The sequence below is a fragment of the Streptomyces sp. NPDC057099 genome, assembly GCF_042671245.1.
Classification (GTDB): domain Bacteria; phylum Actinomycetota; class Actinomycetes; order Streptomycetales; family Streptomycetaceae; genus Streptomyces; species Streptomyces purpurascens.
The window spans coordinates 1-20,845 of the sequence record NZ_JBHUTX010000080.1 but is presented as its reverse complement, the minus strand read 5'-3'; the positions used below and the strand labels follow the sequence as shown (position 1 = coordinate 20,845).

Sequence of the window (20,845 nt, the reverse complement as noted above, 5' to 3'; positions counted from 1 at the left end):
GTCGGAAGCCGAGGCTTCCGACGGGCCGTTCGCTAACGGGTACTCACTTGCCGTAGTACGCGTTGTAGATCGAGACCGTCGACTTGTTGCCCTTCTTGTCGGCGATCTTGGCGTGGAAGGAGATGGCCTTCCCCTTCTCCGGGTTCTTGACGCTGACCTTGCCGTCCTTGACCGTGAGCTTCTTCCAGGTCTTGCCGTAGTCGTACGACACGTACACCGACAGCGACTTCAGGTTGCTGCCCTTGGCCGCGCCCTCGACGGTGACCGGGATGCTGACCGTCTTGCCGGCCGGGACCTTGCTGTCCAGCCCGGTGGCCGCGTTGAAGCGGGCCGTGGAGGCGGGCAGCTGCTTGAGGTCCGTGGTCTTCTTCGAGCGGAACGTCCAGCTGGCGTCGATGCGGGTGGAGGCCGCCGCGACCTTGACGCTGCGCTTGACCGACGTCGTCAGCTTGTACTCGGCGTCACCGGCCGGGACCTTGAACGCCTCACCGCCGAACAGCGGGTCGTCGTTGCTGCCGACCTTGGTGCCGTTGCGGTACAGGGTCGTGTTCACCGAGGTGAACAGCGAGGAGCCCGGGTTGCCCTTGCTGTCGGCGAACAGCGGCAGGGAGCCGTGGATCTGGTTGCCCTCGCGGAACAGGCCGAAGTCGGCGTTGAGGCGCGGTCCGAAGACGGCGGTGTTGAACGTCTTCGAGTAGCTCTTGCCACCGGCGAACTTCTGGCCGTCCAGCGAGTAACCGGCCTCGTAGAGCGGGAAGCCGTCGGCGTCGACACCGCCGTGCTGGGAGAATCGGAAGTCCCACTTCACACCGCCCAGGGTGGACAGGTGCAGCGTCCGCGTGCTCGGCAGGGTCTGCTCGAAGCCGATCGAGGAGGCGCCGCTGCTCCACGGCAGCCAGCCCACGGCGTCGATCGAGCCCTTCTTGCCGCTCGCCGCGGCGCCGAGGCCCGCCTTCACCGTGGCGAGCTCGCTCGCCTTGTAGTGCTTGGTGTAGCCGGTGGCGAGCTGCTTGACCGGACCGCCGCCCGTGACGCTGTACTGCTCCTTGGCGCCCTTGCTCCAGTGGGCGTCCCACTGCTGGGTCACCGAACCGTCGGTGATCTGCGGACCGACGTGCGCGGAGCGGAAGCCGTCGTACGAGTCCAGCCACCAGCCGAAGCCGAAGCTGGAGTCCCCCGCCTCCACCGTGTAGTCGGCCGAGGCGAACTCCGGCTTGGCGGCGGCGTCCGGCACGGTGATGTCCACCGGCTTGGCCTTGCGGGCGTCCAGCGTGATCGTGGTGCCCTTGGCGACGTTCAGCTTGGGCTGGGCCAGCCAGTCGGCGCCCTCGAACTTCTCCGGGTCGTCGCCCGCGTAGATGTTCGTGTTGAGGACGTAACCGCCCTTGGGCACCCGGGCGGTGACGGTGCCGTCCGCGTCGTACGGCGTGAAGAACTTGCCGTTGCCCAGGCCGGAGATACCGGCCAGGTCGGCGCTGTAGTTCGTGGCGGGCTTGCCGTCACGGTCGAGGAACTTCAGCGTGACGTCGTAGGACTCGACCTCGCGCTGCACGGCCGCGGCCGTGCGGACGGTCTGGCCGCCGCCGGTCGCCGTCACGTACGACGAGTAGGCGCCGTCGACCGTGCCGCCCAGCTTGGTGTTGACGGTGAACGGGACGGAGGCCTTGCCGCCGGCCGGGACGGTCACCGAGGTGGCGCCGAGCTTGAAGAAGCCGGCCGGGGCGGCCTGGCCCTTGGGGTTGGTGGCGGTCGACGTCAGCTTCAGCGTGACGTCCTTCGTACCGAGGTTGCGGTACGTCAGCTCCTTGGTGACCGGCTTGTCGTCGGTGTGCGGCCACTGCTGGAGGCCGAAGCTCACCGAGCCCGGCTCGCCTGTCACGGACTGCGTGATGGCCTTGTCGACCTGGATACGGCCCGAACCCTGCTCGAACGGGGTGTACTTGCCGCCCTTGGTGGAGCCGGTGAGGGCGCCCTTCAGCTCGGCGTACTTCCACGTCGGGTGCTGCTGCTTCAGGATCGCCGCCGCGCCCGCGACATGCGGGGTCGCCATCGACGTACCGGAGATGGACATGTAGCCGGCCGGGTTCTCGCCGACCTCCTGGGCTATCTGGTTGCCCGGGGCGGAGGCCGCGGTGATGTCCACGCCGGGCGCGGTCACGTCGGGCTTGAGGGCGCCGTCCATGCCGGGGCCGCGGCTGGAGAAGTCGGCCAGCACGTCCTTGTCGTCGACCGCGCCGACGGTCAGGGCCGCGGCGGCGCTGCCCGGGGAGCCGATGGTCTGGTCGCCGAGCTCGCCCTCGTTGCCGGCGGCGATGGCGAACAGGATGCCCTTCTCCTCGGACAGCTTGTTCACCGCCGCTTCCAGCGGGTCGATCGCGGGCGTGTCGCCGCCGCCCAGGCTCATGTTGACGACATCGGCGCCCTCGGCGGCGGCCCACTCCATGCCGGCGAGGACCTCGGAGTCGCTGCCGAACCCGCCGTCGTCGAGCACCTTGCCGTTGAGGATCTTCGCGCCGGGCGCGACGCCCTTGTACTTGCCGCCGGACTTCGCGCCGGTGCCCGCCGCGATCGAGGCGACGTGGGTGCCGTGGCCGACCTTGTCGGTGGTGTCGGGCGAGGTGGTGAAGTTCTTGGCGCCGATCACCTGGCCCTTGAGATCGGCGTGGGTGGCGTCGACACCGGTGTCCAGGACGGCGATCTTCACGCCCTTGCCGTCGAAGCCGGCCGACCACGCCTTGGGGGCGCCGATCTGCGCGACGGACTTGTCGAGGCTGGCCTTGCGGACGCCGTCGAGCCAGACGTGCGCGATGCCGGAGGCGGTCTTGTCGCCGTTGGTGACCGCGTCCCACAGGTCGGGCGTGTCCTCCTTCGGCGTCTGCACCGCGTCCGCGTTCACGGACTTCAGCGAGTGGCTCAGGGTGCCCGCGTCGCGTACGTCGGCCTTGGCCGCCGCGGCGCTGCCCTGGTAGCCGACGATGACCTTCAGGCCCTTCTTCTGGGCCTTGCGGGTCGTGGACTTGTTGAGCTCGGTGACGTCGAAGAGCCGCTGGTCGAGCTTGCCGGTGGCGACCAGGCGGGCCGCGTCGGCGGGGATCACGAGGGTGTGGCCGTCGAGCTTGCGGATCTGGACGGGAATGTCCTCGCGTCCCTTGGCCCGCTCCAGACCGACCACGCGCCCCTTGGCGTCCAGGACGACCCGGTCGCCGGTGATCAGCGTGACGCGGTGCTTGGCGGTGAGCGAGGCGGGCTTGGAGGCTGCGGCCGTCTGCTCGCCGTTCGCCGACGCCGGGCTGGTCATACCCGCCGCCAGGGCCACGGCCGCCGCGGTGGCGACCGTGGCCGCGCACGCCTTTTTCATTTGTCTGCGCAAGAGTCCCCCTTGCAGAAGAGCCAGGCGAATTCCCCGTTCACCCGGCCGGGGGTCATCTCGTACGCATGGACGTACACCCCCCGGAATACGCAGTATGCCGAGGGGTGATCAGCTGCTCAATAGATGAGAGGAAGGTAAGAAATCCGTGGGCTGACTGTTACATGGCCGCCGGAACTCCGTTACAGGACCGCATGGTTACGCCCGCGCGTTCTCCTGGACGGTGATCCGCCCCCTGCGGATGGTCGCCACGCGCGGGGCCTGCTTCGCGAGGGCGGAGTCGTGGGTGACCATCACGAAAGTGAGCCCGAGCTCCTTCCACATGCGGATCAGCACGTCCATGATCTCATCGCGCATCGACTCGTCGAGATTGCCCGTGGGTTCGTCGGCGAGCAGCACCTTCGGCTGCTTCACGAGGGCCCGGGCGATGGCGACGCGCTGCTGCTGGCCGCCGGACATCTCGCCGGGCAGATGCGCGAGGCGTTCGCCGAGGCCGACCGATTCCAGTGCCTCCGCGGCCCGTTCGCGACGCTGTTTCGGCTTCATGCCGAGCGGGACGAGGGCGGTCTCCACGTTTTCCTGTGCGGTGAGCGTCGGGATCAGGTTGAAGGACTGGAAGACGAAGCCGATGCTTTCGCTTCTCACCCGGGTGAGTCTCGCCTCCGGGAGGGCGGCGAGGTCCGTGCCGTCCAGGATGATCTCGCCGGAGGTGGGGCGGTCCAGGCCGCCGAGCATTTGGAGCAGGGTGGACTTTCCGCCTCCGGTGGGGCCCTGGATGACCAGCCTGTCGCCGTCGGGGATGGTCAGGTCTATGCCGTCGAGGGCTTGGACCGTGTCTTTGGCTCGGGTGTAGTGCTTGGTGACTGCTCTTAGTTCGTACATGGATCGGGCTCCTGATCGTCTTTCAGTGCGGCTGGGTGGGGGTTGATCGCGCAGTTCCCCGCGCCCCTGAAGTCAGCTACTCGACCCGGCGTAGAGCGTCAGCCGGTCGGAGTCGCGAAGCCCTCCACCCGCCGAACGCACCGGCGATCAGACCGCCCGCCACCGCCAGCCCCACCGCCAGCGCGATCGTCGTCAGGGCGACCGGTGCGGTGAGGGCGACGTCGAGGGTCTTCGTCGCGGCCTGGCGGCCGGGGCCGCCGAAGCCTCCTCTGAAGCCCTCACCGCCTCCGGAACCCAACTGCGCCTGAAGCGTGGGACTCACCGCCGTCACGGCATACGCCCCCGCCAGCCCCAGCGCGATCCCCAGGACCCCACCCACGAGCCCGTTGACGACCGCCTCGCCCACCACCTGACGGGTCACCCGCCCCGACTTCCAGCCCAGCGCCTTGAGCGTGCCGAACTCGCGGACGCGGCGGGAGACCGCCGAGGACGTGAGCAGGCCCGCGACCAGGAACGCGGCCACGAGCACCACGACCGACAGCCACTTGCCGACGCTCGCGGCCAGCGAGGACGCCGTGGACAGCGAGCCGGACACCGTGTCCGCGAGGTCGGCGGAGGTCGTCACCGTCGTACCGGAGATGTTCTTCTGCAGGGCCGCCTTGACGGAGTCGATCCGCTGGGAGTCGGTCGCCTTGACGTAGATCGTGGTGACCTTGTCCTTCGCGTCGGCCAGCGTCTGCGCCCGCCGCAGCGGGACGTAGAGGTTGGCGACCGCGTCCCCGCTGTCGGCCGTGGCGATGCCGACGACCTGGAACTTGGTTCCCTTGACGGTGACCGTGGATCCCGCCTTGAGCTTCTTCTCCTTGGCGTACGCCGAGTCCGCGACGGCGACCTTGGCGTCCGTCTCGCTCGTCTTGAACGTACGGCCGCTGGTGATCTTGGAGGAGGTCAGCGGGCCGAGGGCCGGCTTGGTGACGTCCGTGCCGTAGACGGAGTAGCTGTTGACGTCGAAGTCGGCGCCGCCGCCCTCGACACGGCCCTGCGGGGACGGCTGGGCACCCCCGAGGCCGCCGCCCCGGCCGCCGTCCTGCCCGCCGCCCTCGCCCTGCTCGAACCGGCCGCGCGTGAACTCGCCGCTGACCTTGACGACCTGGAGGCTCAGCCCGCCCACCGCGTCCGCGACCCCGCTCTGCGCGTCGACCTTGCCCACGGTTGAACTCGCCAGCGTCTGGAGGCCCTGCACCATGATGCGGTCGCTGCTCTGCTCACCGCCGGAGTCGTCGTCCTGGGCGTCGAAGCGGAAGCGCGGCCGCTCGGAGCCGCTCCCTGCCGGTGCGGCGGCCTTGGTGACGGTCATGTCCGTGCCCAGCCCGTACAGGGACTGGAGGACCTTGTCCTGGGCCTTGCTCATGCCGGCGGACACGGAGGTGACGACGATGACCAGCGCGATGCCCAGTGCGAGGCCGGAGGCGACGACGAGGGCCGCCTTTCTGCGGCGGCGCAGCTCGCGTCTCAGATAGGTGAAGAACATGGCCGCAAGCTAGGGACGGTCTGTGATGAGGACTTGAGCCAGGCATAAGAGCTGGATGAGAAGAGCCGGGAAACGACGGAAGCCGCCACCCCGACCCCGTTCCGGGGCGAGTGGCGGCTTCCCTTGAGGAGCTACCGGATCGTCAGACCTCGGAACCGGCCTTCCAGTCGGCCCAGCTCATGTTCCAGCCGTTGAGGCCGTTGTCCGGCGCGACCGTCTTGTCGCCGGTGTTCTGGACGACGACCACGTCACCGAGGATCGAGTTGTTGTAGAACCAGGCGCCCGGCGTCTTCGGGTCGTCGGCGCCCTTCACGTCCTGGAGGCCGACGCAGCCGTGGCTGGTGTTCGCGCTGCCGAAGATGGACTTCGCGCCCCAGTAGTTGCCGTGGAGGAAGGTGCCGCTGGCGGAGAGGCGGATGGCGTGCGGCACGTCCTTGATGTCGTACTCGCCCTTGCCGTCGTCGTCCGTGAAGCCCACGGTCGCGCCGTTCATGCGCGTCTCCTTGAACTTCTCGGACATCACCATGATGCCCTCGTAGGTCTTGTTCTCGGGCGAGCCGGCGGAGATCGGGATGGTCCGCACGGTCTTGCCGTCCTGCGTGATCTTCATCTGCTTGGTCTTCGCGTCGACGTACGAGACCTGGTTACGGCCGATCTTGAAGGTGACCGTCTTCTGCTGGACGCCGTAGACACCCTCGGCGCCCTCGACGCCGTCGAGCTCGAGCTTCAGCGTGACGGTGGAGCCTTCCTTCCAGTACTCCTCGGGGCGGCAGTCCATGCGGTTGGCGTTGAACCAGTGGCAGGCGACCTCCTGGCCGCCGGTCGTGCTGACCTTGATGCCCTTCTGGACCGCGGCCTTGTTGGTGATCGCCTTGTCGAAGTTGATCGAGACCGGCATGCCGACGCCGACGGTGGTGCCGTCGTCCGGCGTGAAGTTGCCGATGAAGCTGTTGGCCGGGGAGACCGTGGTGAACGAGGCGTTCTCGTGGGCGACCCGGCCGTCGGAGTCCTTGGCCTCGGCGGCGAGCTTGTAGTTCGTGGAGCGCTCGAGCTGGGTGCTGGGCTTCCAGCTCTTCTTGTCGGCGGATATCTCGCCGCTGACCTCGGTGCCGTCGGACGTCGTCATCGAGACGTCCGTGAGCGTGCCCTTGCTCACGGTGACGGCGGCGGAGTTGTTGATGGAGGCGTTGTCGGAGCCGTCCTCGGGCGTGATCTTGATCTGGGCCGCGGAGGTCTTCTTGGCCGCGGCCTCGTCGACCTTCGACTGGGAGCTGTCACCGCCGTCGCTTCCGGAGGCGTTGTCGTCGCCGCCGGTACAGGCCGAGAGCGCCAGCACTCCACCGAGCAGTGCGGACGCGACCGCCAGGCCCTTGCGCCGCTTACTGACCGTTATCACACGCTTCTCCATCGTTGCCGATTTCCCCAAGACCCGAGTGTCCCCGTCCAAGACCAAGTGCCCCCGTCAGGACCCGTGAGTCCTCGTCGAGACCTTTCAACGCTACGACCGGTTCGTCAGGTTCCCCATGTGACACGGGTGTGGGGATCACCACGTCCGCGATGCGGATGGTGCTGGTGCGGTCGGTGCGTCGCTTGAGACGAAGAAACCCCGGGCGGCGGTTGCCCCCCGGGGTCATGTTTTCCCCGAGCCGCCTCAGCCGGCCGCGTCCGCCCGGCTTCCGCCGTCCACTTCGTCACTGTCGTTCAGGTCGTACTCGCCTTCCTCATCATCCTCGTCGTAGTCCCACTCCGGCGAATCGGGGTCGTAGTCGATCCGCTCGCTGCTCCAGGAGGCCTGCTGGAGTTCGATCCCCGGGACCTGGCTGACCAGGTCGAACGGGTCCACGAGGTACGCGAGGGCCTCCGCGGTGTCTTCCGTCACAGCGCTCTCGGCGTGTACCCGCTCCGCCGCCGGCAACTCGGCGTCGTCGGCGATCCGGCGCAGCGCGGACTTGGTGACCGCGTCCGCGTCGTCGACCTCCAGAACGAGTTCCACCCGAACCCGTACAAAACGTGATGTCTCAGGAGTGCTCATGGCGCGAGCGTACGTCCAGGACCTCCCGTGACTTTCCCGTGACCCGCGCCTTTTACTAACATCACCCCACACGGCCAATTCGCCAGTGCCACAAGGGGATCGATATTCCGTGTCATCCGCTCGCCGCCCGTTGCTGACCACCACCGCCGCAGCGACCCTGCTGGGCGCCCTGTGGTTCGTCCCGTCCGCCAACGCGACGTCGGACTCCCCGGTCAGAGAGGCGGTCTCGGCAAGCCCGTCGCCGCAGGTCACAGAGCAGGCGCGGATCGCGGCCACGACCGCGGGCGACTCCGTCACCGACACCCGGCTCGCCGATACGGGCAGCTTCGACAGCACGCCCTACGTGATCGGCGGGACGCTGTCCCTCACGCTGGGCGCGGGCTTCGTCGCCTACTCGGTCCGCCGGGAACGACTCGGCTTCTGAGCGCACTTGGCGCCCGGGCGACCGCCCCGGGGCCCTGCCACGCGGCAGGACCCCGGCCGCACTCGTCCTACTGGAGCGGCCCGGTGACCGTCTCCACCGCGGCGAGCAGCCGCCCGTCGCGCACGAAGGCGTCCGCGGCGGCCAGGTCGGGCGCCAGGAACCGGTCCGGTCCGGGGCCCTGAACTCCCGCTTCCCGCACGGCGTCGAGGACCGCCCGCGTGGCGGGCGCCGGCGTCAGGCCCTCGCGCAGTTCGACGGCGCGGGTGGCGGCGTACAGCTCGACGGCCAGGACACGGGTGAGGTTGTCGACGGCCGTGCGCAGCTTGCGCGCCGCCGACCAGCCCATCGAGACATGGTCCTCCTGCATCGCGGAGGACGGGATCGAGTCGGCGGACGCCGGTACGGCGAGCCGCTTCAGCTCGCTCACCAGCGCGGCCTGCGTGTACTGAGCGATCATCAGGCCCGAGTCCACACCGGCGTCGTCGGCGAGGAACGGCGGCAGGCCGTGGCTGCGGTTCTTGTCGAGCAGCCGGTCGGTGCGCCGCTCGGCGATGGAGCCGAGGTCGGCGGCGGCGATGGCGAGGAAGTCCAGGACGTAGGCGACGGGCGCCCCGTGGAAGTTGCCGTTGGACTCCACGCGGCCGTCGGGCAGCACGACCGGGTTGTCCACCGCCGAGGCCAGCTCGCGGTCGGCGACCAGCCGGGCGTGGGCCAGGGTGTCCCGTCCGGCCCCGGCGACCTGCGGGGCGCAGCGCACCGAGTAGGCGTCCTGGACACGCGGGGCGTCGTCCTGGTGATGCCCGGTCAGGCCCGAACCCTTCAGCACGGCCAGCATGTTGGCGGCACTGGCGGCCTGCCCCGGGTGCGGCCGGATGGCGTGCAGCTCGGGGGCGAGGACCCGGTCGGTGCCGAGCAGGGCCTCCAGGGACAGGGCGGCCGTGATGTCGGCGGACCGGTAGAGCGTGTCCAGGTCGGCCAGGGCCATGACCAGCATGCCGAGCATTCCGTCGGTGCCGTTGAGGAGGGCGAGGCCTTCCTTCTCGCGCAGTTCGACCGGCTGGATGCCGTGCGCGGCGAGGAGTTCGGCGGCCGGGCGTACGACACCGTCGGGGCCCTCGGCGTCACCCTCCCCCATCAGCGCGAGCGCGCAGTGGGACAGCGGCGCGAGGTCGCCGGAGCAGCCGAGGGAGCCGTACTCGTGCACGACCGGGGTGATCCCGGCGTTGAGGAGGTCGGCCATCGTCTGCGCGACCTCGGGCCGTACGCCGGTGCGCCCGGAGCAGACGGTCTTCAGCCGCAGGAACATCAGGGCGCGGACGACCTCCCGCTCCACCCTCGGCCCCATCCCGGCGGCGTGCGAGCGGACGATGTTGCGCTGGAGCTGTGCGCGCAGCTCGGGGCTGATGTGCCGGGTCGCCAGGGCCCCGAAACCGGTGCTCACGCCGTACACGGGGTCCGGCTTGGCCGCCAGCGCCTCGACGATCTCGCGGGCCGCGGCGAGGGCGGCCACCGCCTCCCCGGAGAGCTCGACGCGGGCTCCGGCACGCGCCACGGCGAGCACGTCGGACGCGGTCACGCCGGAGGTCCCCAGCGCCACAGTGTGCATATCCATATTCAGGAGCGTACGCAGTGAATTCGATGATGTCACCACTGGGGGCGGGGTTCACTCCTTACCGATGCGTCACACCCCCGGGCCGCTCCCCCACGGCTACGGCGCGTGCCGCCCGCGGAACCGCCGGCGCTCGCCGTCGGCGCCCTTGGACGGCTCGTCCGCCAGCCGCATGACGGGATCGTCGGGCCCGGCCCGGCCCGCGACCACCGGCCGGGCGGCCCGCTCGGCCTTGGCCCGGTACTGGGCCGCGTCCGCGAGCCGGAACAGCCGCCGCGCGGAACGTACGGGCCCGATCGGATCCTCCGTGGAGGCGACCCCGCAGGCCACACCGTCCCCGAGCTCCAACTCGGACGCCCGGCGGCACAGTTCACCGGCCGCCTTCACCACTTGGTCGGCGGACGGCCCGACCGCGAGCAGACAGAACTCGTCCCCGCCGAGCCGCGCCGCGAGCGCCCCCGGCAGCATGGCCCCGCACAGCGACAGCACCGAGCCGAACCGCTCCAGGAGCCGGTCGCCGACGGCGTGCCCATGGGTGTCGTTGACCTGCTTGAGCCCGTTCAGATCGCAGACGACGAGGCTGACGACGGCGCCGTCCCTGCGGTGCCGCTCGATGGCCTGCTCCAGGCGTACGTCCACGGCACGACGGTTGGCGAGCCCGGTCAGCGCGTCGGTGAACGCGAGGCGCCGGGCCTCCTCCAGCCGCTCGGTCTGGGCGATGCCGGCGGCCACGACGGAGGCCAGGACGGTGGCGAAGTCGGCGTCGGCCCGCGCGAAGACGGCCTCACCGGCCGGCCGGGCGACGTACAGCTCGCCCCAGGCCCGCCCGTGCAGCACGATCGGCGCGACCACGCAGCAGCCCCGGCCCCGGCGGCGCAGGGCGGCGACGCGCTGATGGCAGTACCCGGGACGCCGCCCGGCGGCGGGCCCTTCGGCGGTCTCCACCCACGCGTCGGGCTCCCCGCCCCCGGCAGCCCACTGCTCGTGCAGGAACTCGGTGATCTCCGCGAACTGGTGCACCGGATACGCCTCGTCCTCCGGGAACTCCTCTTCGCCGTCGGCCAGCGCACCGACGTTCACGAGGACTTTCAGCCGCCCGAGCTCCCGCTCCCACACCGACAGCGCGGCGAAACTCCCGCCCAGCGCCCGGCACGCCCCGGCAGCCGCCGCACGCCACGCCTCACGCGACCCGTGCGCGGCCGCCATCCCCTGAGCCAACGCGACGACGGCCACCAGCCGTCTGTCCTCACCCATCACTCCAGGCTAGGGACTTTTCAGCCAATCCGTTCTGTAGACGACGCGAACGGGGACGACCGAGCCGCGGGCGTGGTGCCGCCCATGGTCCGCCCAGCCTGCGGGCATGCGTGCCTCCCCCAGTGCCTTAAGGGCCTGGGAGGTGCCCCCAGGGCGGCACGGGTGGGCGCAGGCGGCACCCCGCTCCGCCGGGTTGCGGACCCACCCGGCCCCAGCCCCAACGCCGAGCACCGGACAACAAACCCCAGCTCACTCCCCCGGCCACTCCGGCTTCCGCTTCTCGTTGAACGCCGCGACCCCTTCCGCCCGGTCCCCGGAAAACGCCACCGCCCTCCACGCCGCGTCCTCCACCTCAAGCCCCGCCCGCAGATCCAACCCCTGCCCCAACCGCAACGCCCGCTTAGCCGCCCGCAACCCCACCGGCGAATTCCCCGCGATCCGAGCGGCCAGCTCCAACGCCACCTCCCGGTCCCGCCCCTCCTCCACCACCTGATCGACCAACCCCAACTCGCCCGCCTCCACGGCCTCCACCCGCCGCGCCGAGAAGATCAGCTCAGCCGCCCGCGCAGCCCCCACCCGACGCGGCAGCAACTGCGTGCCCCCACCCCCGGGAATCACCCCCACCGACACCTCCGGCAGTCCCACCACCGCCGTACGGTCCGCCACGATCACGTCACACGCGAGCGCCAGCTCGAACCCGCCCCCCAGCGCGAACCCGTGCACCGCCGCCACCGTCGGCACCGGCACCTCCAGCACCCCGGTGTACGCCCCACGCGTCACGGGCCGCTGCCGCACCAGATCCGCGTCGCTGAACGAGTTCCGCTCCTTCAGATCGGCCCCCACGCAGAACGCCCGCTCATGCGTCGAGGTCAGCACGACCACCCGTACGTCCCGGTCCTCCCCCAGCGCCGCACACGCCCCGGCGACGGACCGCGCCATCTCGGTCGACACGGCGTTCATGGCCTTGGGCCGGTCGAGGACGAGCTCCGCGACATGCCCCTGCTCATGCCGCCGCACCAGCACGAAGTCCCCGAACCGTTCCTCACTCATGACACCCTCCGGTTAACGCGGGTTAACAACCTCACCGCCCCGATCATCGCAGCCGCACCCCCCGCACGAAAGAGCGGACGCGACCGGTTCCCGCGTGATCACCCGCCCACCCGTTCGAGTGACATCACCTCATTTCCGGCCCGACCGCCCAAGGGAGCGCATAGCGTGCGTCCGCCAATGGCGCACAGGGGGCGCGTGCGCAGCGGGGAGGAACCGTGATGAGGACGAACACGCCGACGAGGCCACAGCGGGACACCGGGGCGACGGAAACCGGCCTCTTCACCCCCCGGGTCCGAGGCCGCCACCGCAAGCCCCGCTCCCCCAAGGCCCTGCTCGCCGCCGGCGGCCTCGCCCTGGCCGCCGGCGCCCTGAGCCTCGTACGCCTGGCCTCCGGACCGAGCCCCGGCGGCGTCGGCACCGTCGAGGCCGGACCCCGCCCGGACCCGGTCACCACCGGCACGGACACGGACCGGACCGCCGACACCGCCGCGACCTTCCCGGCCGCCACTCCCGAGGTCAGCCCCTCGTCACCCACGGTCCTGGGCGGCCTGACCCCGTCCCCGGCCACCGGCCCGGTCACCCAGGGCGCACGGCCGGCCCCGCCCGCCACGACCGGCACCCGAGGGGCCACCACGACCGCCGCTCACCGGCCCACGACCATCCCCGACACACCGAACATCCCGGCACCGGACACCCAGGGCAACGCCCCACGCCCGACCCCGGCCGCGCCCGCTCCCCCGAGCCGGACCACGCCGGCCCCGGCGCCCGAGCCCGAGAAACCGAAGAAACCGAAGAAACCGGACGACGACCCCGGCCTGTGCGTGCCGGTCATCGGCCTGTGCGTGGACACACCGGGCCGCCCCGGCTGACCGCCCTTGTCAGCTCAGCCCAGGTCCCGCCGCGTGAGCAGCCACGGCTCCACGACGCCCAGCCCCCGCACGGGCCGCTGCCACATCGGCTGCAACGCGAACCGGTACTCCGGAGGCTCCTCGCCCTCCTTCTCCGCCGCGACGGCCTCCTCGGCCGCCTCCGCCTCGGAGGACGGGGCGTCCTGTGTGCGGATCAGCTCCTCGGCGAAGGCGGTGTCGACGAGGACGGCGTCCTTCGGAGCTATCGAGGTGAGCCGGGAGGCCAGGTTCACGGTCGTACCGAAGACATCGCCCATTCGGGTGGTCACGGTGCCGAACGCCATGCCGACGCGCAGCTCCGGCATCGTCTCGTCGTGCGCCATGGTCTCGATCAGCCGCAGGGCGATCTCGGCGGCGATGCCCGCGTCGTCGGCGGCGTACAGCACCTCGTCACCGAGGGTCTTGATCAGCCGTCCGCCGTTCGCGGCCACCAGGTCGGCGGCCGTGGTCTCGAAGGCCTCGACCAGCTCGCCGAGCTCCTCCTCCTCCATGCGGCGGGTGAGCCGGGTGAAGCCGACCAGGTCAGCGAAGCCGACGGCGAGGCGCCGGTCGACCATCTCCTCGTCGTCGGCGGCCTGCACGACCCGTCCGGCCGAGGCGGCGAGCTGACGCCGCCAGACGTAGACGAGGAACTCCTCCAACTCGGGCAGGAGCAGCTCGACGATCGGGTACGTCACCTCGGTACGGGTCATGCCCGGCTCGGGCGGCTCGGTCAGCCCCTCCAGGAACGAGTCGATCTGCCACTCGGCGAGCCGTGCGGTGGTCTGCCCGGTGGACCGGGCCACCTGTACGGCCATCGCCTCGCTCAGCAGCCCCGCCTCGACGAGACCGGCGAGGCGCCGCAGGGCGAGTACGTCCGCCTCGGTGAGGGCCTTGGCCTGCCCGATGTCCGCGAAGCCCATCGCCCGCCAGAAGCGGGAGGCCAGCTCCATGGAGACACCGGCGCTACGGGCCGCCTGAAACGGGGTGTACCGGCGCTCGGCCCCCAGAATGAGCCCTTCGAGGCGCAGGGCGAGCGGGTCCTCGCCGGGGTCGGCGCCCTGCGCGTCCGTGCCGGAATCCGGGTCTTCGACGGTCACGCGTGCTGCCCTTCCGATCTGTCACGGTCATGTATCGACCGGCCTCAACTCTACGGCAGGTGTGCGCCAGCTCACTCCGTCAGGCACGTAGCTGCGGGCATGCGTGCCGCTAGGGGCGGCACGGGTGGGCGCAGGCGGCACCTCGTCGCGCCGAGCTGCGCACCCACCCGCCCCCAGCTCAAACCGGCCTCAGGTGCACGATGTCCCCGGCCCCCACCGGCTCCTGCACCCCTTCCTCCGTAGCCAGCACCAACCGCCCGTCCCCATCCACGGCCACGGCCTCGCCCACCACATCCCGATCCCCCGGCAATTCCGCCCGCACCGTCCGCCCGAGCGTCGCGCACCCGGCGGCATATGCCTCCTGCAACCCACTCACCCCCGGGTCACCCTCGGCGGCACGCCACTTCCCGTACCACTCCTCCAGCGAACGAAGCACGCCCCGCAGCAGCGGATCCCGATCGGTGCTCACCGCCCCGGCCAGCCCCACCGACCCCGCCGTCGGCACCGGCAGCTCGTCCTCCTTGAGCGAGACATTGATGCCGACCCCGATCACGACCCCGTCGTCACCGGCCCGCTCGGCGAGGATCCCCCCGGCCTTGCGTTCCTCGCCCCGCACCGTGACCAGCACGTCGTTCGGCCACTTCAGGGCCGTGTCGACACCCGCCGCCCGGGACAGCCCCGTAGCCACCGCCACGCCCGTGAGCAGCGGCAGCCACCCCCACCGCGCCACCGGCACCTCGCTCGGCGTGAGCAGCACGGAGAAGAACAGGCCCGACCGCGGCGGCGCCGTCCACTGCCGGTCCAGGCGCCCGCGCCCGGCCGTCTGCTCCTCGGCGACGAGCACCGCCCCCTCGACGGCCTCACCCTTCGCCGCCCGGTCCACGAGGTCGGAGTTGGTGGAGCCGGTGCGCTGCACCACGTCCACCCCGGACCACAGCCCTCCCTCCCGCACCAGCCCCCGGCGCAGGGCGGTGACATTGAGGGGTGGGCGCCCGAGGTCGGACCATCGGCTCGACCTCGGCTCACGGGGCCCGTTGGGCGGGTTTCCATCTGCACCTGGTGGCTTGTTCATGCAAGCCAGACTAGGTTTGACATCCTCCATCCCGCAGAGGGAGTGGATTCCAGCCCGGAAGGGCTGAGGTTCACGGGCGCTCGGCCACTCCGTGGCGTCGCCCCTCCGGCGTGTCCCGCCGCGACGCCTTGAACGTATGCGCCACATCGGCCACCGCGCCGCCGATTCCGTAGATCTCATCGGCGTTCCTGGGAAGGCAGGGGCGGTGTGGTAAACGCCGCACTGCCGACCCGAGGGCACCGCACTACTCTACGGATGAGTAACCGTCCCCCCTTTTGAGCAGGCAGGGAGCCGCATCCCGATGTCCGAGCCGGAAGAGCTGCAGCAGCCCGACATCCACACGACCGCGGGCAAGCTCGCGGATCTCCAGCGCCGTATCGAGGAAGCGACGCACGCCGGCTCCGCACGCGCCGTCGAGAAGCAGCACGCCAAGGGCAAGCTGACGGCCCGTGAACGGATCGAACTCCTCCTGGACGAAGCCTCCTTCGTCGAGCTGGACGAGTTCGCCCGGCACCGGTCCACCAACTTCGGACTGGACCAGAACCGCCCGTACGGCGACGGCGTCGTCACCGGGTACGGCACCGTCGACGGCCGCCCCGTCGCCGTCTTCTCCCAGGACTTCACGGTCTTCGGCGGGGCGCTCGGCGAGGTCTACGGCCAGAAGATCGTCAAGGTCATGGACTTCGCCCTGAAGACCGGCTGCCCGGTCATCGGCATCAACGACTCCGGCGGGGCCAGGATCCAGGAGGGCGTCGCCTCGCTCGGCGCCTACGGCGAGATCTTCCGCCGCAACACCCACGCCTCGGGTGTCATCCCGCAGATCAGCCTGGTGGTGGGCCCGTGCGCGGGCGGAGCCGTGTACTCCCCGGCCATCACCGACTTCACGGTCATGGTCGACCAGACCTCGCACATGTTCATCACCGGGCCCGACGTCATCAAGACGGTCACCGGCGAGGACGTCGGCTTCGAGGAACTGGGCGGCGCCCGCACCCACAACGCGACCTCGGGCGTGGCCCACCACATGGCAGGCGACGAGAAGGACGCCATCGAGTACGTCAAGCAGCTGCTGTCGTACCTGCCGTCCAACAACCTCTCCGAGCCGCCGGTGTTCGCGGAGGAGGCCGACCTCGACATCACCGACGAGGACCGCGAGCTGGACGTCATCGTCCCGGACAGCGCGAACCAGCCGTACGACATGCACGCGGTGATCGAGCACATCCTGGACGACGCCGAGTTCTTCGAGACGCAGCCGCTGTACGCGCCGAACATCGTCACCGGCTTCGGCCGGGTCGAGGGCCACCCCGTCGGCATCGTCGCCAACCAGCCGATGCAGTTCGCCGGCTGTCTCGACATCACCGCCTCCGAGAAGGCGGCCCGCTTCGTGCGCACCTGCGACGCCTTCAACGTCCCGGTCATCACCTTCGTGGACGTCCCCGGCTTCCTGCCCGGCGTCGACCAGGAGCACGACGGCATCATCCGCCGCGGCGCCAAGCTGATCTACGCCTACGCCGAGGCCACCGTCCCGCTCATCACGATCATCACGCGCAAGGCCTTCGGCGGCGCCTACGACGTCATGGGCTCCAAGCACCTGGGCGCCGACCTCAACCTCGCCTGGCCCACCGCCCAGATCGCCGTCATGGGCGCCCAGGGCGCGGTCAACATCCTGCACCGCCGCACGATCGCGGAGGCGGAGGCGAACGGCGAGGACCTCGAGGCGGTCCGGGCCCGGCTGATCCAGGAGTACGAGGACGCCCTGCTCAACCCCTATGTCGCGGCCGAGCGCGGCTATGTCGACGCGGTGATCATGCCGTCCGACACCCGCTGCCATGTCGTACGGGGTCTGCGTCAACTGCGCACGAAGCGGGAATCCCTGCCTCCGAAGAAGCACGGCAACATCCCCCTCTAGCCCTCAGCGAGCCCAGGAGGCCCACATGACGATCAAGGTCGTACGGGGCAACCCGACCCCGGAGGAGCTGGCCGCCGCACTGGCGGTGGTCAGGGCCCGCGCCGCGGCGGCGGCGGACACCCCGCCCGGCGCACCCGCCCCCCGCGACTCCTGGTCCGACCCGTCCCGCATCGCGTCCCACCGCCTGCCCCAGCCGGGCCCGACGGCCTGGGGCAGGACCTACTGGCCGGCCTGATCGCTCGACAAGGCGGGGCGCCGATTTGAGTACGCCTACTCAGGCGCCCCGCCCTGCCGAGCCGCACGCTGGACTCATGCTGTGGTCCGACCCCGAGAATGAACCGCCGAAAGAACTGCGCGACATGCAGGACATGCTTCGGCGGCTGGGCGTTCTCATGGCGTTGGCGATGTTCGTGGTCATGGTCGTGATCGGCGTGAGGTGAGCCTGCCTCGCCGACTAACCTGAGCGCATGACCGCTCAGCGCCGCAGGCGACTCGTCCTCGCCTCCCAGTCCCCCGCCCGGCTCGGACTGCTCCGCCAGGCCGGACTCACCCCCGAGGTGATCGTGAGCGGCGTCGACGAGGACGCCGTCACCGCTCCCACCCCCGCCGAACTGGCGCTCGCCCTCGCCGAGGCGAAGGCCTCCGTCGTGGCGGCCCGTCCGGAGGTCAAGGGCGCGCTGGTGATCGGCTGCGACTCGGTGCTCGACCTGGACGGCCAGGCCCTCGGCAAGCCCGCGGACGCCGAGGAGGCCACGGCCCGCTGGAAGTCGATGCGCGGCCGCGCCGGCACCCTCCAGACCGGCCACTGCGTCTACGACACGCTCACCGGCCGCCATGTCTCCGCCACCGCGTCCACCGTCGTCCACTTCGGCGACCCGACGGACGAGGAGATCGCCTCCTACGTCGCCTCCGGCGAGCCTCTCTACGTCGCCGGGGCCTTCACCCTGGACGGCCGCTCGGCCCCGTTCATCAACGGCATCGACGGCGACCACGGCAACGTCATCGGCATCAGCCTGCCCCTGGTCCGGCGGCTCCTCGCCGACCTGGGCGTCGGCATCACGGAGTTGTGGGCGCCGGCTGAGGCATGACCGGCTCGGCCGGACGGTCGTACGTCATCAGCAGCAGGACGATCAGGCCGAGCACCAGCATCATGAAGAGGAACGCGGTCCAGCCGACGAGCCCCCAGGTGAAGGCGCCGAGCAGCCCGTGCACGACCGCGGCGCTGATCAGCAGCACGCGGCCGAGGCCCGCCGGGGGCCGGTCCCGCAGCGCCACGAGCAGGGCGACCAGACCGCAGAGCGCGAAGTAGAGGCCGAAGGCGATCCCGCCGATCTTCGACGACACCGACATCATGTGCGGATCGAGCCCGGCCAGGGACATGTCCTGCCGGTCGACGACGACCCCGAGGAACCAGTTCAGCGCGGCGATGCCGAACGCCTCACCGAACAGCACCACCGCCACGACCCACGCCACCGGCCTGCGCACCACCGGGCCCACCCTCTTACCCCTAGTACGTTCGAGACATCGCGAACGCTACTGACAGGTAAACCCTGGGACAAGGGTTCCGTCGCGGGCAAAGAATCATTGGGCCATTCGTAGGGACTCCACAAAGAAACGGAGTGGCCCGCAGCACGTGATGACAGAGACCTTGACCACAGGAGACGGCTAGGGTTTCCCGCAGGAGTGCTGCGTACCGCGGTGCGACAAGGGATTTCGCGGGTCGAGCGAGCCTCGCATCACGCTCCGTGTGGGCAAGCTCACCACTGGGGACGGGTCGAAGTGCCGTGTCGGCAGTCCCTAAACTCGGCTTGTTTCAAGGAGGGAGCCTCATCGTGCGCAAGGTGCTCATCGCCAACCGTGGCGAAATCGCTGTCCGCGTGGCCCGGGCCTGCCGGGATGCCGGCATCGCGAGCGTGGCCGTCTACGCCGACCCGGATCGGGACGCTCTGCATGTCCGCGCCGCGGATGAGGCGTTCGCCCTGGGCGGTGACACCCCGGGCACCAGTTACCTCGACATCGAGAAGGTGCTGAAGGCCGCGCGGGAGTCGGGCGCGGACGCCATTCACCCCGGCTACGGCTTTCTCTCCGAGAACGCGGACTTCGCCCAGGCGGTGCTGGACGCCGATCTGATCTGGATCGGTCCGCCCCCGCAGGCGATCCGCGACCTCGGTGACAAGGTCGCCGCCCGGCACATCGCGCAGCGCGCGGGCGCCCCGCTGGTGGCGGGCACGCCCGACCCGGTCTCCGGTGCCGACGAGGTCGTCGCCTTCGCCGAGCAGCACGGTCTGCCGATCGCCATCAAGGCGGCCTTCGGCGGCGGCGGTCGCGGCCTGAAGGTCGCGCGCACGCTCGAAGAGGTGCCCGAGCTGTACGACTCGGCGGTGCGCGAGGCGGTCGCGGCCTTCGGCCGTGGCGAGTGCTTCGTCGAGCGCTACCTGGACAAGCCGCGGCACGTGGAGACCCAGTGCCTGGCCGACCAGCACGGCAACGTCGTCGTGGTCTCCACCCGTGACTGCTCCCTCCAGCGCCGGCACCAGAAGCTGGTGGAGGAGGCTCCCGCGCCCTTCCTGTCCGACGCGCAGGTGGAGGAGCTGTACTCGGCCTCCAAGGCGATCCTGAAGGAGGCCGGCTACGTCGGCGCCGGCACGGTCGAGTTCCTCGTCGGCCTCGACGGCACGATCTCCTTCCTGGAGGTCAACACCCGTCTCCAGGTGGAGCACCCGGTCACCGAGGAGGTCGCCGGCATCGACCTCGTCCGCGAGATGTTCCGCATCGCCGACGGCGAGGTCCTCGGCTACGACGACCCGGTGCTGCGCGGCCACTCCTTCGAGTTCCGCATCAACGGCGAGGACCCGGGCCGCAACTTCCTCCCGGCCCCCGGCACGGTCACGAAGTTCGACCCGCCGGCCGGCCCCGGTGTCCGCCTGGACGCGGGCGTGGAGTCCGGCTCGGTCATCGGCCCGGCGTGGGACTCCCTGCTGGCCAAGCTGATCGTCACCGGCCGCACGCGCAAGGAGGCCCTGGAGCGGGCGTCCCGCGCGCTGGAGGAGTTCCAGGTCGAGGGCATGGCGACGGCGATCCCGTTCCACCGCACGGTGGTGAAGGACCCGGCGTTCGCCCCCGAGCTCACCGGCTCGTCCGACCCGTTCACGGTCCACACCCGCTGGATCGAGACCGAGTTCGTCAACGAGATCAAGCCCTTCGCCGCGTCGGCCGACACCGAGGCGGAGGAGGAGCTGGACCGCGAGACGGTCGTCGTCGAGGTCGGCGGCAAGCGCCTGGAGGTCTCCCTCCCGGCCTCGCTGGGCATGTCCCTGGCCCGCACGGGCCTGGCGGCGGGCGCCAAGCCCAAGCGCCGCGCGGCGAAGAAGTCGGGCCCCGTCGCCTCCGGCGACACCCTGGCGTCTCCCATGCAGGGCACCATCGTCAAGGTGGCCGTCGAGGAGGGCCAGGAGGTCAAGGAAGGCGACCTGGTCGTCGTCCTGGAGGCCATGAAGATGGAGCAGCCCCTCAACGCCCACAGGTCGGGCACGATCAAGGCCCTGAGCGCGGAGATCGGCGCGTCGGTCACGTCCGGCGCGGCCATCTGCGAAATCAAGGACTGACACAAGACGGGATGGGCGGGCAGGGGCACAACGCCCCTGCCCCTGTCTCTTATACACGGGCGCTGTCCCCAAACGGCCACGCGGTTGGCGCCAGCCGTTCCCCGGTGACAGGCCACCCCTCCGCGG

General features: G+C 70.6%; 18 protein-coding genes. 7 read left to right on the top strand and 11 right to left on the bottom strand.

Annotated elements, in window-relative coordinates; genetic code table 11:
• Positions 1-43: 43 nt before the first annotated feature.
• From ACFT4A_RS41250 to ACFT4A_RS41230, 5 genes are all read right to left on the bottom strand, one after another.
• The gene (locus ACFT4A_RS41250; protein ID WP_382841465.1) at positions 44-3,358 is read right to left on the bottom strand and encodes a S8 family serine peptidase; all 3,315 of its coding nucleotides are present in this window, start codon (positions 3,356-3,358) and stop codon (positions 44-46) included.
• Between the two features lie 207 nt (positions 3,359-3,565).
• Positions 3,566-4,249 (bottom strand): ABC transporter ATP-binding protein, encoded by a 684-nt coding sequence (locus ACFT4A_RS41245; protein WP_382841460.1) that lies wholly within the window; start codon positions 4,247-4,249, stop codon positions 3,566-3,568.
• A 76-nt stretch (positions 4,250-4,325) separates the two neighbouring features.
• Entirely contained in the window at positions 4,326-5,780 is a 1,455-nt protein-coding gene (locus tag ACFT4A_RS41240) for an ABC transporter permease (RefSeq protein WP_382841457.1), read from the bottom strand.
• A gap of 142 nt (positions 5,781-5,922) precedes the next feature.
• On the bottom strand, positions 5,923-7,188 hold the full coding sequence (locus tag ACFT4A_RS41235; protein ID WP_382841454.1) for an Ig-like domain-containing protein: 1,266 nt from the start codon (positions 7,186-7,188) through the stop codon (positions 5,923-5,925).
• A 243-nt stretch (positions 7,189-7,431) separates the two neighbouring features.
• Positions 7,432-7,812 carry a hypothetical protein gene (locus ACFT4A_RS41230; protein ID WP_382841452.1) on the bottom strand — a complete coding sequence of 127 codons (381 nt, stop codon included), beginning with the start codon at positions 7,810-7,812 and terminating at the stop codon, positions 7,432-7,434.
• A gap of 109 nt (positions 7,813-7,921) precedes the next feature.
• Between ACFT4A_RS41230 and ACFT4A_RS41225 the strand changes: the two genes are divergently transcribed.
• Positions 7,922-8,236, top strand: a complete 315-nt coding sequence (locus tag ACFT4A_RS41225) for a hypothetical protein (protein WP_382841449.1) — start codon at positions 7,922-7,924, stop codon at positions 8,234-8,236.
• 67 nt (positions 8,237-8,303) lie between these two features.
• Here the strand turns inward: ACFT4A_RS41225 and hutH are convergent, their stop codons facing one another.
• The 3 genes from hutH to ACFT4A_RS41210 form a co-directional block, all read right to left on the bottom strand.
• A complete protein-coding gene (gene hutH, locus ACFT4A_RS41220; protein WP_382841462.1) occupies positions 8,304-9,842 on the bottom strand; it encodes a histidine ammonia-lyase in 1,539 nt (512 codons plus the stop codon).
• A gap of 102 nt (positions 9,843-9,944) precedes the next feature.
• A complete protein-coding gene (locus tag ACFT4A_RS41215; protein WP_382841446.1) occupies positions 9,945-11,099 on the bottom strand; it encodes a diguanylate cyclase domain-containing protein in 1,155 nt (384 codons plus the stop codon).
• A 249-nt stretch (positions 11,100-11,348) separates the two neighbouring features.
• A complete protein-coding gene (locus ACFT4A_RS41210; protein ID WP_382841443.1) occupies positions 11,349-12,149 on the bottom strand; it encodes an enoyl-CoA hydratase/isomerase family protein in 801 nt (266 codons plus the stop codon).
• Positions 12,150-12,367: 218 nt separating this feature from the next.
• Between ACFT4A_RS41210 and ACFT4A_RS41205 the strand changes: the two genes are divergently transcribed.
• Positions 12,368-13,018 (top strand): hypothetical protein, encoded by a 651-nt coding sequence (locus ACFT4A_RS41205; RefSeq protein ID WP_382841439.1) that lies wholly within the window; start codon positions 12,368-12,370, stop codon positions 13,016-13,018.
• Positions 13,019-13,032: 14 nt separating this feature from the next.
• On the opposite strand, the gene ACFT4A_RS41200 is transcribed toward ACFT4A_RS41205, so the two are convergent.
• The gene (locus ACFT4A_RS41200; protein WP_215119015.1) at positions 13,033-14,136 is read right to left on the bottom strand and encodes an adenylate/guanylate cyclase domain-containing protein; all 1,104 of its coding nucleotides are present in this window, start codon (positions 14,134-14,136) and stop codon (positions 13,033-13,035) included.
• A gap of 178 nt (positions 14,137-14,314) precedes the next feature.
• Positions 14,315-15,208 (bottom strand): biotin--[acetyl-CoA-carboxylase] ligase, encoded by an 894-nt coding sequence (locus ACFT4A_RS41195; RefSeq protein WP_382841436.1) that lies wholly within the window; start codon positions 15,206-15,208, stop codon positions 14,315-14,317.
• A 301-nt stretch (positions 15,209-15,509) separates the two neighbouring features.
• On the opposite strand from ACFT4A_RS41195, the gene ACFT4A_RS41190 reads away from it, so the two are divergent.
• The 4 genes from ACFT4A_RS41190 to ACFT4A_RS41175 all read left to right on the top strand — a co-directional run bounded on the left by ACFT4A_RS41190 (position 15,510) and on the right by ACFT4A_RS41175 (position 18,202).
• Positions 15,510-17,114: an acyl-CoA carboxylase subunit beta gene (locus ACFT4A_RS41190; RefSeq protein WP_382841433.1), complete on the top strand. Its 1,605-nt coding sequence runs from the start codon at positions 15,510-15,512 to the stop codon at positions 17,112-17,114.
• Positions 17,115-17,139: 25 nt separating this feature from the next.
• Positions 17,140-17,349 (top strand): acyl-CoA carboxylase epsilon subunit, encoded by a 210-nt coding sequence (locus ACFT4A_RS41185; protein ID WP_382841431.1) that lies wholly within the window; start codon positions 17,140-17,142, stop codon positions 17,347-17,349.
• Positions 17,350-17,425: 76 nt separating this feature from the next.
• Positions 17,426-17,554: a morphogenic membrane protein MmpB gene (gene mmpB, locus ACFT4A_RS41180; RefSeq protein ID WP_382841428.1), complete on the top strand. Its 129-nt coding sequence runs from the start codon at positions 17,426-17,428 to the stop codon at positions 17,552-17,554.
• Positions 17,555-17,581: 27 nt separating this feature from the next.
• Positions 17,582-18,202 carry a Maf family protein gene (locus ACFT4A_RS41175; protein ID WP_382841426.1) on the top strand — a complete coding sequence of 207 codons (621 nt, stop codon included), beginning with the start codon at positions 17,582-17,584 and terminating at the stop codon, positions 18,200-18,202.
• On the opposite strand, the gene ACFT4A_RS41170 is transcribed toward ACFT4A_RS41175, so the two are convergent.
• A complete protein-coding gene (locus tag ACFT4A_RS41170; RefSeq protein WP_382841424.1) occupies positions 18,171-18,602 on the bottom strand; it encodes a hypothetical protein in 432 nt (143 codons plus the stop codon). The two genes, ACFT4A_RS41175 and ACFT4A_RS41170, sit on opposite strands and share 32 nt — an antisense overlap.
• A gap of 344 nt (positions 18,603-18,946) precedes the next feature.
• On the opposite strand from ACFT4A_RS41170, the gene ACFT4A_RS41165 reads away from it, so the two are divergent.
• Positions 18,947-20,719 carry an acetyl/propionyl/methylcrotonyl-CoA carboxylase subunit alpha gene (locus ACFT4A_RS41165; protein ID WP_382841422.1) on the top strand — a complete coding sequence of 591 codons (1,773 nt, stop codon included), beginning with the start codon at positions 18,947-18,949 and terminating at the stop codon, positions 20,717-20,719.
• The last annotated feature ends 126 nt before the right edge of the window (positions 20,720-20,845 follow it).

Bases quoted from the DNA above. Each gene is read 5' to 3' on its own strand.
- ACFT4A_RS41250 (WP_382841465.1), bottom strand. From the start codon at position 3,358: ATGAAAAAGGCGTGCGCGGCCACGGTCGCCACCGCGGCGGCCGTGGCC.
- ACFT4A_RS41185 (WP_382841431.1), top strand. From the start codon at position 17,140: ATGACGATCAAGGTCGTACGGGGCAACCCGACCCCGGAGGAGCTGGCC.
- ACFT4A_RS41235 (WP_382841454.1), bottom strand. From the start codon at position 7,188: ATGGAGAAGCGTGTGATAACGGTCAGTAAGCGGCGCAAGGGCCTGGCG.
- ACFT4A_RS41215 (WP_382841446.1), bottom strand. From the start codon at position 11,099: ATGGGTGAGGACAGACGGCTGGTGGCCGTCGTCGCGTTGGCTCAGGGG.
- ACFT4A_RS41195 (WP_382841436.1), bottom strand. From the start codon at position 15,208: ATGAACAAGCCACCAGGTGCAGATGGAAACCCGCCCAACGGGCCCCGT.
- ACFT4A_RS41190 (WP_382841433.1), top strand. From the start codon at position 15,510: ATGTCCGAGCCGGAAGAGCTGCAGCAGCCCGACATCCACACGACCGCG.
- ACFT4A_RS41205 (WP_382841439.1), top strand. From the start codon at position 12,368: ATGAGGACGAACACGCCGACGAGGCCACAGCGGGACACCGGGGCGACG.
- ACFT4A_RS41175 (WP_382841426.1), top strand. From the start codon at position 17,582: ATGACCGCTCAGCGCCGCAGGCGACTCGTCCTCGCCTCCCAGTCCCCC.
- ACFT4A_RS41210 (WP_382841443.1), bottom strand. From the start codon at position 12,149: ATGAGTGAGGAACGGTTCGGGGACTTCGTGCTGGTGCGGCGGCATGAG.
- ACFT4A_RS41245 (WP_382841460.1), bottom strand. From the start codon at position 4,249: ATGTACGAACTAAGAGCAGTCACCAAGCACTACACCCGAGCCAAAGAC.
- ACFT4A_RS41240 (WP_382841457.1), bottom strand. From the start codon at position 5,780: ATGTTCTTCACCTATCTGAGACGCGAGCTGCGCCGCCGCAGAAAGGCG.
- mmpB (WP_382841428.1), top strand. From the start codon at position 17,426: ATGCTGTGGTCCGACCCCGAGAATGAACCGCCGAAAGAACTGCGCGAC.
- ACFT4A_RS41230 (WP_382841452.1), bottom strand. From the start codon at position 7,812: ATGAGCACTCCTGAGACATCACGTTTTGTACGGGTTCGGGTGGAACTC.
- hutH (WP_382841462.1), bottom strand. From the start codon at position 9,842: ATGCACACTGTGGCGCTGGGGACCTCCGGCGTGACCGCGTCCGACGTG.